Source organism: Nonomuraea sp. NPDC050691, assembly GCF_040654455.1.
Classification (GTDB): Bacteria; Actinomycetota; Actinomycetes; order Streptosporangiales; family Streptosporangiaceae; genus Nonomuraea.
The window spans coordinates 50,800-65,091 of the sequence record NZ_JBFAIA010000005.1 but is presented as its reverse complement, the minus strand read 5'-3'; the positions used below and the strand labels follow the sequence as shown (position 1 = coordinate 65,091).

At 70.2% G+C, this 14,292-nt stretch carries 13 protein-coding genes and 1 riboswitch; of the genes, 2 read left to right on the top strand and 11 right to left on the bottom strand.

Annotated features, from left to right (window positions below):
- Nucleotides 1–797 precede the first annotated feature (797 nt).
- The 4 genes from AB0H81_RS03545 to AB0H81_RS03530 all read right to left on the bottom strand — a co-directional run bounded on the left by AB0H81_RS03545 (nt 798) and on the right by AB0H81_RS03530 (nt 4,311).
- Nucleotides 798–1,130: an Lsr2 family protein gene (locus tag AB0H81_RS03545; protein ID WP_358368642.1), complete on the bottom strand. Its 333-nt coding sequence runs from the start codon at nt 1,128–1,130 to the stop codon at nt 798–800.
- Nucleotides 1,131–1,654: 524 nt separating this feature from the next.
- Nucleotides 1,655–2,137, bottom strand: a complete 483-nt coding sequence (locus AB0H81_RS03540; RefSeq protein WP_358368639.1) for an RDD family protein — start codon at nt 2,135–2,137, stop codon at nt 1,655–1,657.
- A gap of 103 nt (nt 2,138–2,240) precedes the next feature.
- Nucleotides 2,241–3,656: an RDD family protein gene (locus AB0H81_RS03535; protein WP_358368637.1), complete on the bottom strand. Its 1,416-nt coding sequence runs from the start codon at nt 3,654–3,656 to the stop codon at nt 2,241–2,243.
- Between the two features lie 85 nt (nt 3,657–3,741).
- The gene (locus AB0H81_RS03530) at nt 3,742–4,311 is read right to left on the bottom strand and encodes an amino-acid N-acetyltransferase (protein ID WP_358368635.1); all 570 of its coding nucleotides are present in this window, start codon (nt 4,309–4,311) and stop codon (nt 3,742–3,744) included.
- 265 nt (nt 4,312–4,576) lie between these two features.
- A riboswitch (cyclic di-AMP (ydaO/yuaA leader) is annotated at nt 4,577–4,732 on the top strand.
- Between the two features lie 5 nt (nt 4,733–4,737).
- Here AB0H81_RS03530 and AB0H81_RS03525 point away from each other — a divergent pair.
- The gene (locus tag AB0H81_RS03525) at nt 4,738–5,778 is read left to right on the top strand and encodes an NlpC/P60 family protein (RefSeq protein ID WP_358368633.1); all 1,041 of its coding nucleotides are present in this window, start codon (nt 4,738–4,740) and stop codon (nt 5,776–5,778) included.
- 18 nt (nt 5,779–5,796) lie between these two features.
- On the opposite strand, the gene AB0H81_RS03520 is transcribed toward AB0H81_RS03525, so the two are convergent.
- On the bottom strand, nt 5,797–6,009 hold the full coding sequence (locus AB0H81_RS03520; RefSeq protein WP_175603236.1) for a LuxR C-terminal-related transcriptional regulator: 213 nt from the start codon (nt 6,007–6,009) through the stop codon (nt 5,797–5,799).
- 374 nt (nt 6,010–6,383) lie between these two features.
- On the bottom strand, nt 6,384–7,865 hold the full coding sequence (lysX, locus tag AB0H81_RS03515; protein WP_358368629.1) for a bifunctional lysylphosphatidylglycerol synthetase/lysine--tRNA ligase LysX: 1,482 nt from the start codon (nt 7,863–7,865) through the stop codon (nt 6,384–6,386).
- Between the two features lie 161 nt (nt 7,866–8,026).
- Here lysX and AB0H81_RS03510 point away from each other — a divergent pair, with 161 nt between their 5' ends.
- Nucleotides 8,027–8,509, top strand: a complete 483-nt coding sequence (locus tag AB0H81_RS03510; protein WP_358368627.1) for a hypothetical protein — start codon at nt 8,027–8,029, stop codon at nt 8,507–8,509.
- Nucleotides 8,510–8,591: 82 nt separating this feature from the next.
- Here the strand turns inward: AB0H81_RS03510 and AB0H81_RS03505 are convergent, their stop codons facing one another.
- From AB0H81_RS03505 to AB0H81_RS03485, 5 genes are all read right to left on the bottom strand, one after another.
- Complete coding sequence (locus AB0H81_RS03505; RefSeq protein ID WP_358368625.1) at nt 8,592–9,374, bottom strand: type III pantothenate kinase; 783 nt, start codon at nt 9,372–9,374, stop codon at nt 8,592–8,594.
- A 4-nt stretch (nt 9,375–9,378) separates the two neighbouring features.
- Nucleotides 9,379–11,994, bottom strand: a complete 2,616-nt coding sequence (locus tag AB0H81_RS03500) for an L-aspartate oxidase (RefSeq protein WP_358368622.1) — start codon at nt 11,992–11,994, stop codon at nt 9,379–9,381.
- Between the two features lie 83 nt (nt 11,995–12,077).
- Nucleotides 12,078–12,440: a hypothetical protein gene (locus AB0H81_RS03495; RefSeq protein WP_358368619.1), complete on the bottom strand. Its 363-nt coding sequence runs from the start codon at nt 12,438–12,440 to the stop codon at nt 12,078–12,080.
- A gap of 9 nt (nt 12,441–12,449) precedes the next feature.
- Nucleotides 12,450–13,319, bottom strand: coding sequence for a pantoate--beta-alanine ligase (panC, locus tag AB0H81_RS03490; protein WP_358368616.1), 870 nt, complete (start codon nt 13,317–13,319; stop codon nt 12,450–12,452).
- Complete coding sequence (locus AB0H81_RS03485) at nt 13,310–14,200, bottom strand: DUF2520 domain-containing protein (RefSeq protein ID WP_358368613.1); 891 nt, start codon at nt 14,198–14,200, stop codon at nt 13,310–13,312. The genes panC and AB0H81_RS03485 overlap by 10 nt, the downstream gene beginning before the upstream one ends.
- Nucleotides 14,201–14,292 lie beyond the last annotated feature (92 nt).

The window sequence follows — 14,292 nt, the reverse complement described above, 5'->3', positions numbered from 1 at the left end:
CTCCTCACAGAGCGGTCAGTCAGGCCGGTTTAGTCCGGTCCCGTCATCCCGCATGCTAGCCCTGGCTCGGCGAACCGTGCCCACTGCCGCTGACACGCTCTATAGCAGAGACGTTCCCCGAGAGCAGGGCGTTCACCCTCTATCCAACTACCGTTCGGGGGTGGCGTGTTCCCGATACGCCGCAAGCGAACGATGTTTAGGGGACTCGGGGAAGCGACTCCAATTCGCCGCTCCAGCAGGGGTGGATCCATGTGTCCGAACGTGGGATCACCTTGTCATCGGACACCGCCACCGGACACCTCCGGGACGCCTCGGGAGAACCGGCCTTGGATGTGACCGCCGCCCGCACATGACGTGGAACCATGTCCGAAACCCCTGCGTCAACATCCTACGTGCCGTCTCAAAGAGCCGCCAATCGTTCATGACGGGGTTCACGACCGGCGAAATCCGTGGTCTGGTCAGCCCGGTTACCGGAGGCCGGGAGACCGCCCGCCGGGCCTGTCAGCAGGCGGCGGGGCGGGCGGCCGGGATTGCGCGGGGCGGACGGCCCGCGGGGGTGGAACGGGCCACGGCGAAGAAACGGTGTCCGGGGGCCGGCGACCAAAGGGCTTACGCCGGCGGCATTCGGCGACGGGCAGGAGAACGGACGTCAGGCCCCAAATACCCGCTCATGCGACGAAACCAAGATCAATAAGCACGCGGGCTGTCCAGCATTTGAGAGGCATAAAAATGATCATGCGCTTATGGCGTTCGCCGGGGTCCTAGGCGAGCGCCATAAGCGCATGGTCCGCAGTCGCTCAGTGGGCGGCTTCGTACTTCTCGACGACGGTGGAGGCGATGCGGCCACGCTCGCTGACCGGCAGGCCATGAGCCTTCGCCCACTGACGGATCTCCGAGCTCTTCTCGCGGCTCATCGCCCGCTGGCTGCCGCGCCCGCGCCGCCGCGTCGACACGGCGCCTGCCCGGCGTGCGTGCTGGACGAAAGGCGTGAGGGCGTCCCGCAGCTTCTTGGCGTTAAGGTCGCTGAGGTCAATCTCATAGGAGGAGCCGTCAATGGCGAAGCTGACCGTCTCATTGGCCTCGCCCCCATCGAGGTCATCGATGAGAATCTCCTGGATCTGCTTGGCCATCTACGCAATCCTTTCCCGGAGCATTGTTTCATTCGCTGGCCCAAACATATACCCGGAAAGGCGCGGAGACAATTCAGCGGCGCCGCGAATCGGCTGACTGACCGCTCAGTGCCGATCAGTTGCGGTTCTCGGCCTCATCCTGCCGGTTTGACCTGCGCCCGGCGGCCTCCGACCGCCACAACTTCACCACGCCAAAGATGAAGGCGCCGCCGACCACCACCGGGGGGATGAGCGCCGACAATACGTCCGTAACGGCTTGCATTCGTCCTCGCCTCCACAGCGGACGGGGTTTCAGGGGACTCCCTTTATGCACGACGGGGCGCGGGGAGCATGAGCGGGGCTCATGCCGCTCGGGGTCACAGGCATCCGCTCCGGACCATGGCGGCACGTGAGCGCTCCGCGCCTGACCGGGCCGGCGACTTGGGCCGCCCTGGTTGCCCCATAGCCTAATGCCAGTCTCTCCAGGCTCCTTACCGGATCAAGCGAAATTTTTGCTGAAAGACATCGCCGCAGGTACACCCACCTCAGCGAAGATCTTTGACCACCTTCGTTCCGGCCAACCGGTCATGCGGCCCGCGCTGCGCCGGCCTGTCGATCAAGATGAGCATCCCCACGGTGAAGACGAAGATTCCGGCCACCAGATTGACCAGCGGAATGCCCAACAGCATGACAGGCCCGGGATACAGCAGGGCACGTTTCAGCAGAGCGCGCCGAGGAAGATCACGCGGCGTCACCCGAATCTTCATGATCACTTTGCCGAACGTGCAGCCGGCGCCACAAAGGGCCTCCCACTCATAGGCGGTATATGCCAGGCCCGCCGTGAACCAGGTCACCGCCCCGGCCAAGCGACCGGCCGACAAGTCGGGCGCCCCGACAGTCCGGAAGGACACCCATAGGGCGATGAACAGAATGTAATAGAACACCCCGAAGGCAAGACCCTCAATGAGCCGCGCGGCAAGGCGTTCCCACCATTCAGCGGGTCTCACGCCCGTCCGCGTCGCCTCCATAACGCACCTCGGCTCGGCACCGGACCAGTGGCCTTCATATTGACACGGTCCGGGTACAAAACAGAGGCCGGCGGGGAGCCGGCCTCTGCTTCGGGTGCGCGGATTACTTGATCTTGACCACCACGGTGCCGCTCACCTTGTCGGCGAACGTCTGCTGCAGCGGCTTGTCCCAGAGCTGCGAGGCGCCGTTCACGGCCACCAGCAGCCCGCCGAGGGTCGTCGAGAGGAAGATCGGGAGCGCGGTCAGGACGTAACCGCCCCACGTGACGCCGGCCCGCTTGATCGCGACATCCGAGGGCAGGCCGGCCACCGGCACGGGGCCGCCGACCGGAGCGATCTTGATGCCCATGACCATCTTGCCGAGCGTCTGGCCCCTCATCTTGGTCATGAGGAACTCGTAGCCGACGTAGATGGCGGTCAGCACGAGGCCGATCAGGATCGTGAGCATCGTCCCGCTCATGAAGCCCGACGACGTCCCGGAGGACCAGTCGAAGCTGGACAGGAAGATCGCCGTGAAGAGGCCCGAGATGATCAGGCTCACCACACCGAAGATCACCCCGTCGATGACCCGGGCCACCAGCCGCTGCCACCACTCGGCGAGCGGAGCCGGGGCGCCCGGCGGCTGCAGGCCGACCGGCTGGCCGAAGGGCTGGCCGTACTGCTGACCGTACTGCTGGCCTTGGCCGTACTGCGCCGGGCCGTAGCCCTGCTGGGGCTGGCCGTACTGACCCTGGCCGTAGTCCTGCTGCGGCTGGCCGTAGCCGGGCTGCGACTGGCCCTGCTGACCGTAGCCCTGCTGGCCGTACTGCTGCTGCCCCTGGCCGTAGCCCTGCTGGGGCTGGCCGTAGCCGGGCTGGGAGGGCGGCTGCTGCCCGTACTGCTGCTGGCCGTAGCCCTGCTGGGGCGGGGGCGCGTAGCCGGGCTGGCCGTACTGCTGGCCTGAGGGAGGCTGCTGGCCGTACTGCTGGCCCGAGGGGGGCTGCTGGCCGTAGCCCTGCTGGCCGTACTCCGGCTGGGAGGGCGGCTGCCGGCCGTAGTCGGGCTGGGAGGGCGGCTGCTGGCCGTACGCGGCGTTCTGCCCGTACTGCTGCTGGCCGCCGGGCTGCCCGTACTGCTGCTGCTGCCCGTACTGCTGCTGGCCCTGGCCGTAGCCCTGCTGGGGCTGGCCGTAGCCGGGCTGCGACTGGCCCTGCTGGCCGTAGCCCTGCTGCTCGTACTGCGGCTGGCCCTGCTGACCGTAGCCCTGCTGGCCGTACTGCTGCTGGCCCTGACCGTAGCCCTGCTGGGGCTGCTGGCCGTAGCCGGGCTGCGACTGGCCCTGCTGACCGTAGCCGGGCTGCTGCCCGTACTGCGGCTGGCCGTAGCCCGGCTGACCGTAGTCCTCGGCGCGGTAGCCCACGACCGTCGCGTCGGGATCGGCCTCACCGTGGGGGCGGTTCGGGGGTTGTCCGTACTGGGGAGTCCCGGCAGCGTGCTCGCCGGATTCGTCCTGTGGATACGGCGGCTGTCCGGTGCTCACCGTGTCACCTCGCTTCGAGAGTGCATGTAGCACATGTCAGGACACATGCCTGTGCTGCCCAACGTATCGACATAGGTATCAACAATCACCTTTCTCGTTGGTCAAGGTCGGCGTCACCGGATGTCAGATGGAGCAGCATGCGGGTGTTGCCCAGGGTGTTGGGCTTGACGTGCTCGAGGTCGAGGAACTCCGCCACGCCCTCGTCGTACGAGGCCAGAAGCTCGGCGTAGACCTCCGGGGAGACCGGGGTGCCCTGGATCCGCCGGAACCCGTGACGGGCGAAGAAGTCGACCTCGAAGGTCAGGCAGAACACCCGGCTGAGCCCGAGCTCCCTCGCGGTGCGGATCAGCGCGGAGACGATCCGGTGGCCGATGCCCAGCCCACGGAAGGCGGGGTCCACGGCGACCGTCCTGATCTCGGCCAGGTCCTCCCAGAGCACGTGGAGGGCGCCGCAGCCGACGACGGCGCCGCCTCGCTCGGCGACCCAGAACTCCTGCACGTCCTCGTACAGGGTGACGGTGGCCTTCTCCAGGAGACGTGGACCGGCACCGGCATAGGTGTCGACCAGGCGCCTGATCGTCCTGACATCCGACGTGCGGGCGCGACGCACCACGATGTCGGTGTCAGACACGGTGACTTCGGCGACCTGTTCCATGGGCATCCAGAGTACAGATCCCATTACGGCTCGTACCAAAATCCTCTCCGCCTCCGGCATCCGACATGTCACTCCAGCCTCTTCCGTCCAGGCAACGCGCGTCCCAACCCATGGCAAAGTAGACATAAAGTCGGACAGGCAGCAGGGGACCCCTTGTCACCTAGTGACCCTTCGGTAGCGATACCTCTACAGACTTGGCAGTTCTGGTTGAGCAGGAACCCGAGGTGCACTAATGTCCAGCGACGATGTCACCCGCGCGACCCCCGCGTGGGACGCGCCCAATCCCCGTACGGGGAACCGGGGACCCGCCGGTGGCGAGCTCACGAATGCCACCACATGGGGTGAATCCGAGCACACGCTCGGTAGGGCTGCTCCGGCCCGAACCCGTCAGCTAACCCGGTAGGCGTCGATGAGAGGAGCTGGTCGGTGAAGCGTACGCGCGGTCGCGGAAGGACGAGGGCGGGCCGGCATGCCCGCCCCCCGAAACAGGCGCTCCTGCGCCGTTTCGCCGTCCTGAGCGCCGCCGTGGTGGCGCTCAGCTTCGTGATCCCGTCCGGAGCCGCCACCGCCGACCCCGAGCCCTCCCTGGAGGAGCTGTCCAAGCGGGTCGAAGCGATGCACACCCAGATCGAGACCCTCAGCGAGCAGTACAACGGCCAGCGCGAGAAGCTGAAGAGCGCCCGCAAGTCGGCCGAGCAGGCCAAGAAGGTGCTGGCCACCAGTGAGGCCGACCTCTCCGCCAAGCGCGCCAGGACCCGGCAGCTGGCTCAGCAGGAGTACATGACGGGCGGCCTCGGCCACGCCTTCACCATGCTGGGCGCCGAGGACCCCGACGGCTTCCTCGACCGGGCCGCCACCAGCTACGCGCTGGAGCAGGAGGCGGGCCAGGAGGTCAACCAGGTCGTCAAGGCCATGGAGCAGGCCAGGCAGGCCAAGGACGAGGCCAAGGCCCACATCGACGAGGTCGAGAAGCTCGTCGACGACCTCGACACCAAGCGGGACAAGATCGTCAAGCTGGTGGCCAAGGTGGAGAGCAACCTGTTCAGGCGGGCGATCGGCGAGGCGGGCCGTCCCGGCACGCGCGCCCAGCGCGTCGCCCTGCCGATCGCGGGCGCGGGCAAGGCCGCCGAGGCGGCCAGGTGGGCCCTCACGCAGCAGCTCAAGCCGTACGTGTGGGGCGCCGAGGGGCCGGGCTCGTACGACTGCTCGGGCCTGGTCATGGCCGCCTACCAGCGGGTCGGCATCTCGCTGCCCCACTACACCGGCAGCCAGTGGACCGCCGGCCGGCACATCTCCAGGGAGGAGCTGCGGCCCGGCGACCTGGTCTTCTTCTACAGCGACCTGCACCACGTCGGCATCTACATCGGCGGCAACATGATGGTCCACGCGCCGCGCACGGGCGACGTCGTCAGGGTGGCGTCGCTGGCCAACCGGCCGTTCGTGGGCGCCGTCCGCGTCGCCAACTGAGCGCGAGGCGCAGGGCGGTCAGATGAGCTGGCGGCGGGCGGCCCACGCCACGGCCTCGATGGCCGTGGCGACCCCGATGCGGTCGCAGATGCCGCGCAGCCGGCGGCGTACGGTGCGCCCGCTGATGTCGAGGCGCCTGCCCACCCGATCGACGGTGACTCCCTTGGCAAGCTCCGCCAGCAAGGCTAGATCGGCGTGGCTAAGCTCAACCTGATCGGTGAGCACATCCATCGGGAGCCCTCCCCCCAACAGCAGTCCGGAGTCGTCGTCGGCCCGTGCAAAGCTGTTCGCTCCGCAGACGGTAAACGCATACGGGAAAGGCCGTCAAGCGCGATAACCGTGGCACTTGACGGCTGCCATTGACTTGATCCGTCGTATGTGGGGGACTCGGCGGATGTCGGCACTTGGGGGCGGGCTGTGCGATCACAGCGGCCCTTACAGGCCCTCACAACGGTTCCTGACGCGGTCGCCGTGCGCCGCATTTCGTCCGGCACGATCCCGCAATTGCGCGCGACCCGTACTCCGGCCGCCTTTCCGCCGCCGCTTCGACACGGCCGTCCGGCGCGTCATCCCGCCGCCCCGGGCGGCGGGATGACGGGGAGCCGTCAGCGGGTGGGCTTGACCAGCGGGAAGAGGATGGTCTCGCGGATGTTCTTGCCGGTGAAGGCCATGATCATCCGGTCGATGCCGGCCCCCATGCCGCCGGTCGGCGGCATCGCGTACTCCAGGGCCTGCAGGAAGTCCTCGTCGACCTGCATGGCCTCCGGGTCGCCGCCCGCGGCCAGCAGCGACTGCTCGACCAGGCGGCGGCGCTGCTCGATCGGGTCGATGAGCTCGGAGTAGGCGGTGCCCAGCTCGGTGCCGAACCCGATGAGGTCCCACTTCTCGGTCAGCAGCGGGTTGTCGCGGTGCTGACGGGTCAGCGGCGAGGTCTCCAGCGGGTAGTCCATGACGAACGTCGGCTGGATGAGGGTGTGCTCCACCAGCGCCTCGAACAGCTCCTGGACCAGCTTGCCCGGCCCCCACTTGGCGTCGCAGGGGACGTCGTGCTTGCCGGCCAGCTCGCGCAGGCGCTCGATCGGCGTCTCGGTGGTGATCTCCTCACCCACCGCCTCCGACACGGCGCCGTACAGGGTGATGCGGGGCCACTCGGGGATGCCGAGGTCGATCTCGACGCCGTCGTGCACGACCACCGAGGTGCCCAGCGCCGCGACCACGGCCTTCTGGTACATCCGCTGGGTCAGGTCGGCCATGTCGTTGTAGTCGAGGTAGGTGCCGTACGCCTCGAGCATGGTGAACTCGGGGTTGTGCGTCGAGTCGGCGCCCTCGTTGCGGAAGTTGCGGTTGACCTCGAAGACCTTCTCGATGCCGCCGACGACGAGCCGCTTGAGGTAGAGCTCGATCGCGATGCGGAGGTAGAGCTCCATGTCGTAGGCGTTGATGTGGGTCTTGAACGGCCGGGCCGTCGCACCGCCGTGGATCGGCTGGAGCATGGGCGTCTCGACCTCGAGGTAGCCCTCCTCGTGCCAGAAGTCGCGCACCGCGCGCACGGTGGCGCTGCGGATGCGGGCCATCTCGCGCGCCTCGTCGTTGACGATGAGGTCGACGTAGCGCTGGCGGACCCGCGCCTCCGGGTCGGTGAGGCCGATGTGCTTCTCCGGCAGCGGGCGCAGGCACTTGGAGGTGATCTGCCAGCTCTCGACCATGATCGACAGCTCGCCGCGGCGGGAGGTGATCACCTCGCCGATGACGCCCACGTGGTCGCCCAGGTCGACGTCGCGCTTCCAGCCGGCCAGCGACTCCTCGCCGACGCGGTCCAGGGAGATCATCACCTGGAGGTCGCCGGAGCCGTCGCGGAGCGTGGCGAAGCAGAGTTTCCCGCCGATCCGGTTGAGCATGACGCGGCCCGCGACCGCGACCTGCTCACCGGTCGCGGTGTCGGGCTCCAGGCCCTCGTGTCTTGCCCTGACCTCGGCGTTGGTCGCCGTGCGCGGGAAGCTCACCGGGTAGGGGTCGACGCCTTCGCTGCGAAGGCGGTCGAGCTTCTCCCTCCGGATGCGCATCTGCTCGGGAAGTTCGTCGCTCACAGCATCAAAGAGTAGGGGATATGGCGAACTGCAAGGGCTCGTCGGTTCGTTGCAGTTCCACTGCAACGCCTCTGCAAGACCTCCGCGTTACCCATGACCCAAGAGCTCAGGGGGGACCTGGCAAGGAGCCGGCCCGGGGAGAGAGAGCTCAGGGAGACATCATGATCAAGCAGATCGCGACCGGCGTCCTGGCTGTCGCGGCGACCACCGCCCTCGCGCTGTCGCTGCCGACGGCGGCGAGCGCCACCACCGCCTCCTCGGCGCACTACGACCGCGACTCCTGGGGCCCGGTGTTCTCGCGCAACCACCTCGCCAAGGCCGACGGCTGGATCAACGTCGAGTGGGACGAGGACCAGGAGTCCAACACCGTCGACGTCAGGGGCCGGCTCTTCGACCTGGACGACCGCGACTACGACGAGGGCGGCAAGTGCGCGTACGTGAAGTTCGAGTCCAGCGACTTCGACCACGACTGGTCGCCGGTCTACAGCAAGAAGTACTGCGGCTTCCCCGGCTTCAAGCGGTTCGGCTTCCACACGGAGGACTCCTCCGGCGTGCGGGTGAAGGTCTGCCAGGTCGACCAGCACCGCTCGTACCCGACCAAGTGCAGCCGCTGGGAGTACATCTACACCGCCGAGAACGAGTAGCCCGCGCCGGCGCTCACCTGCTCAAGCGGCCCCCTTCCCGAGCGGGGGGCCGCTTGTTCGCGTCAGAGGCCGCGGCCTGGGGTCAGGCGGTGTTGCGGTTGTAGATGAGCCGCAGGCCGATGAGCGTCAGCCACGGCTCGTGCACGTCGATGGAGCGCGACTCGCTGACCACGAGCGCCGCGTGCCCGCCGGTGGCGACCACGGTCACGTCGTCGGGGTCGTCGGCCAGCTCGGCCACCATCCGCTCGACGATGCCGTCGACCTGGCCCGCGAAGCCGTAGATGATGCCCGCCTGGAGCGCCTCGACGGTGTTCTTGGCGATGACCGAGCGGGGGCGGACCAGCTCGACCTTGTGGAGCTGGGCGCCGGCCGCCGCCAGCGCGTCGACGGAGATCTCGATGCCGGGCGCGGTGACGGCCCCGACGTACTCACCCTTGGCCGACACCGCGTCGAACGAGGTCGCGGTGCCGAAGTCGACGATGATGCACGGGCCGCCGTACTGGTCGATGGCTGCGAGCGCGTTGACGATGCGGTCGCTGCCGACCTCCTTGGGGTTGTCCATGCGCACCGGCACGCCCGTGCGCACCCCCGGCTCCACGATCACGGCCGTCACGTCGCCGTAGTAGCGCCGGCACATCTCGCGCATCTCGTTGAGCACGCTGGGGACCGTGGAGCAGATCGCGATGCCGCTGATGTCGGCGCCCTTGAGCAGGGGCGACTGGGCGAGCAGCCCCTGCAGGACGACCGCGATCTCGTCGGCGGTGCGGCGCGCGTCGGTGGCGAGCCGCCAGTGCTCGATCACGTCCTCACCCTCGAACAGACCGAGCACCGTGTGCGTGTTGCCGACGTCGATCGTGAGCAGCATCCGTTTACCCCCGTAGGTCCAGTGCGATGTCCAGGGCCGGCGCCGAATGGGTGAGCGCTCCCACCGCAAGGTAGTCCACGCCAGTTTCGGCCACATGCCGCGCCGATTCCAACGTCAGGCCGCCGCTCGCTTCCAGCTTCACCTGCGTGCTCTCTCCCGTCGGATTCGCGCTCGTCTGATTTTGAACTATTTGTACGGCTTTGGCGATCTTTTCGACACTGAAGTTGTCGAGCAGGATCTCCTGGGCGCCCTCCCGGAGCACGGGCTCGATCTGGTCCAGGCGGTCCACCTCCACCTCGATCGGCAGGTCCGGGTACCGCTCGCGGACCGCGCGGAACGCCTCGGCCACGCCACCCGCGGCCACCACGTGGTTGTCCTTGATCAGGGCCGCGTCCGACAGGGACATCCGGTGGTTGACGCCTCCGCCGCAGCGCACCGCGTACTTCTCCAGCGCCCGCAGGCCCGGCAGCGTCTTGCGGCTGTCGCGCACGCGCGCCCGGGTGCCGCTGACCGCCTCGACCCACCGGGCGGTGAGCGTGGCGATCCCGGACAGGTGGGTGAGCAGGTTCAGCGCGGTGCGCTCGGCCGTCAGCAGGCCCCGCGCCGGGCCCTCCACGGTCATCAGCACGTCGCCCCGCCGCACCCGCTCGCCGTCCTTGGCCCGACGTTCCGTACGGGTGGCGCCCAGCCGGGCGAACACGGCCTCGGCGGCGGCCAGGCCGGCCACGACGCCGTCGGCGCGGGCCACCACGTCGGCGACGGCACCGGCGTCCGCCGGGATGGTGGCCAGGCTCGTCACGTCGCCGGCCTCCTGGAGGTCCTCGGCGAGCGCCCGGCCGACCAGCGCGTCCACCTCGTCGGGGTCGAGCCCGGCGGCGGCCAGCTCCTGCGCCAGGCGCGGCGGCAGCCCGCCGGCGTGCGGGATGTAGGTCATCCTCAGGCCCTCCTCGGTCAGGGTCACGTCCAGGTGGCCCAGCCATTCGTCGTCGTCGCGCTCGGGGAAGTCCTCGCGCCAGTGGGATCCACGTGTCTCCAGCCGGGCGGCGGCCGCGGCGGTGAGCACGGTCGCGACCGTGAGCAGGTTCGTCGCCTCCCAGGACTCGGTGCAGGGCAGCACCTGGACCGGGGTCCAGCGGGCGTCGCGCAGCGCCCCGGCCGTGACCGCCAGGGACTCGCGCTCCCGCAGGACGCCGGAGCCGCGGCTCATGTGCGCCTGGATCCGCGCCCGCACCCGGGGGTCCACCAGCCCGGACGGCACCTCGTCCCCGGCCGGGGACGCCACCGTGCCCGTGTCCGCGGCCGGGAAGGCGATCGGGGACGCGGCCGGCGGGGTGGCGCGGGTCCGGCGGGCGGCGGCCGTCGCGTGGATGTCCTCGGCGATCCGCTCGGCGAACACCAGGCCCTCCAGCAGCGAGTTGGAGGCCAGCCGGTTCGCGCCGTGGACGCCCGTGCAGGCCACCTCGCCGCACGCGTACAACCCCTCGATGGTCGTACGGCCGGACAGGTCCGTGCGGACGCCGCCGCTGGCGTAGTGCGCGGCCGGGGCGACGGGGATCGGCTCGGTGACCGGGTCGATGCCGTGCTCGCGGCAGGCCGCGAGGATGGTGGGGAAGCGCGTGGCCCACTTGTCGGCGCCGAAGTGGCGGCCGTCCAGGTACACGTGGTCGCGGCCCGTCTCGTGCATCGTCCGGGTGATGGCCTTGGCGACCACGTCGCGCGGCGCCAGGTCGGCCAGCTCGTGGACGCCCCGCATGAACGCGTTGCCCTCGTCGTCCACCAGGAAGGCCCCCTCCCCGCGTACCGCCTCGGAGACGAGCGGCTGCTGGCCCGTGGAGTCCTCGCCGAGCCAGAGCACCGTGGGGTGGAACTGGACGAACTCCAGGTCGCGCACCACGGCGCCGGCCCGCAGCGCGAGCGCCACGCCGTCGCCCGTGGAGACGGCGGGGTTGGTCGTGGCCGCGTACACCTGTCCCATGCCGCCGGTGGCGAGCACCACGGCGCCGGCCCGCACCGCGCCCACCCCGTCGCGTGCGCCCTCGCCCATGACGTGCAGCGTCACGCCGGCCGCCCGGCCCGCCGCGTCCTTGAGCAGGTCGAGGACCAGGGCGTGCTCGATGACCTCGATCGAGGAGGAGGCGCGGACCGCCTCGGCCAGGGCCCGCTGCACCTCGGCCCCGGTGGCGTCGCCGCCGGCGTGGACGATGCGGTCGCGCCGGTGGCCGCCCTCGCGGCCGAGCTGGAGCCCGCCGTCCGGGGTCCGGTCGAAGCGCGCGCCACGCTCCATCAGCCGCCGCACCGCGCCGGGGCCCTCGGTCACCAGCGTCCGGACGGCCTCGCCGTCGCACAGGCCGACGCCGGCGACGAGGGTGTCGCTCAGGTGCTCCTCCGGGGTGTCGGCGGGGTCGAGCACGGCCGCGATACCGCCCTGCGCCCAGCGGGTGGAGCCGGAGGACAGGACGTCCTTGGTGACGACGAGGACCTTGGCGGCCGGGTCGAGCTCCGCATGGCGCAGTGCCACGGTGAGGCCGGCGACGCCGGAACCGACGACGACCACGTCCGCCTCGACCTCCCAACCTGGAGCCGGCGCCGTGAGCCGCAGGGGGATCGACGGGGTACTCATGGGATCTCCTCGCGCTGGGCGATTTCGTCAGAATGACGATAACGCCTCGACGGCGATGCGCGGCCCCCGGGATCCCGTGACGGTCAGGGCCGCCGGCGGAGCGCGTTGACCCGTACCCGGTCCTCCAGGCTGGCCAGGTGCCGGGCGCGGGCCTCGCCGTGCGCGGCGGCGTCCGCCATGGCGGCGCGGAAGTGGCGCTGCAGCTCGGGGGCGGCGTCGGCGTGCTGGGCGAGGAGCCAGGCCGCCCGCGCGGCGTCCTCCCCCACCTGGGAGAGCAGCGGCCAGCCCTGGCTGCTGACCACGGACATCAGCCACACCGTGTTGTCCTCGTCCACGGCGGCCCACCGGTCGGCCCAGCCGGGCTCGGAGGCGTGGACGGGGTCGCGGACCTCCCGGTCGACGCGCAGCCGGCGGAGAAGCTCGTCCCGTAGCTCGTCGTCGGTCATCCCATGACGCTACGAGTCGATGATCTGATCCTCAAGAGGGCCCAGCGTGAGAATCATGTTGTCGATCAGGCGGGTGTTTCCGACCCTCGCGGCGACGGCGAGCACGGCCTCACCGGTGTACGCCTCGTCCACGGGGGTGAACGTGGCCGGGTCGACCAGCACGACGTAGTCGAGCGAGATCTCGGAGGCCGCCGCGTCGAGCACGGCCCGCGCCGCGGCGAGGACCCGCGACGGCGCGCTCTCGGCCGCCCCCGCCCGCAGCGACCGGGACAGGGCCAGCGCCGAGCCACGCTCGCCGCCGGAAAGGTAGCGGTTGCGGCTCGACAGGGCCAGCCCGTCGGGCTCGCGGACCGTCGGCGCGCCGACGATCTCGACCGACACGTCCAGGTCGCGCACCATGCGCCGGATCAGGGCGAGCTGCTGCGCGTCCTTCTGCCCGAAGACGGCGACGTCGGGCTGGACGAGGTTGAACAGCTTCAGCACGACGGTCAGCACGCCGTCGAAGTGGCCGGGACGGCTGGCGCCCTCGACGACCTCGCCCATCATCCCGGAGGAGACGCTCACCTGCCGGTCGGGGCCGTACATGGCCTCGGCGGACGGCGCGAACACCACGTCGACGCCCTCGGCCCGGCACACCTCCAGGTCGGCGTCGAACGTACGGGGATAGCGGGAGAAGTCCTCGGCCGGCCCGAACTGGAGGGGATTGACGAAGATGCTGACCACGACCCGGTCGGCCCTCGCCCGCGCCTCCCGCATGAGCGAGCGGTGCCCCTCGTGCAGCGCGCCCATGGTCGGCACCAGGGCCACGCGCTCGCCGGCGGGCCATTCGCCGCGGGCCTTGGCCAGGTCGAGCCGGTCACCGGCGACGGTCACGTCCATATGTTCCCTCCGAGCGCGTCGAGCAGGCGCTCGGCCTCCTCGGGCTTCAGCAGTCCGGCGGCGAGGGCGCGGTCGGCGGTCAGCCGGGCCAGCGCGACGTAGGCGTCGGCGGCCTCGGGCGCCGCCAGGATGAGCGCGTCGACGTGGCGGCGCACGGTGCCCGCGTCGCCGCGTACGACCGGCCCGGTCAGGCCGGAGATGCCGAGCCGGAGCACGTTGTCGAGAGCCGCCCCGAGCAGCGGCCCGAGCATCCTGCCCGGGTGCTCGACGCCGATGCGCCGGAGGAGCTCCGACGACTCGGCGATGAGCGTGACCATGTGGTTGGCGGCCCCGGCCAGGGCCGCGTGGTAGAGGGCGCGGTCGGCGTCGGCGATCCAGACCGGCTCGCCGCCCATCTCGATCACCAGCGCCTCGGCGATGGGCCGCAGCGCGTCGGGGGCGGTCACACCGAACGAGCAGCCCGTGATGCGGTTGAGGTCGTCGTCGCGGCCCGTGAACGTCATCACGGGGTGCAGCGCGAGCGGCAGCGCCCCAGCCCGCGCCGCGGGCTCCAGCACCGACAGCCCGTACGTGCCGCTGGTGTGGACGAGCAGCTTGCCCCGCAGGTCGACGCCCGCCTGGGCGAGACCGGCGACCAGGTCGGGCAGCGTGTCGTCGGGCACCGTGAGCAGGATCAGCTCACCGGCGGCGACGACCTCGTCCGGCGGCGAGGGCGTGACGCCCAGCCGCTCGGCGGCCCAGCGCTGCGAGGCGTCGGAGACCCCGCTGGCGGCGACGATCCGGTGTCCGGCCCCTGCCAGCGCCGCCCCGAGCGCGGAGCCCACCTTGCCTGCTCCCAGCACGCCCACGGCCAGCCGTGCCGGGCGATCGCCTGCGTCCATGCGTTCCCACCCCTGTCGACCTGATGGCCTGCCGACCAGCGTAACGGCCGGGCGTCACTGCCTACGTGACCGGGGTTTTGCTGCATGTTGAG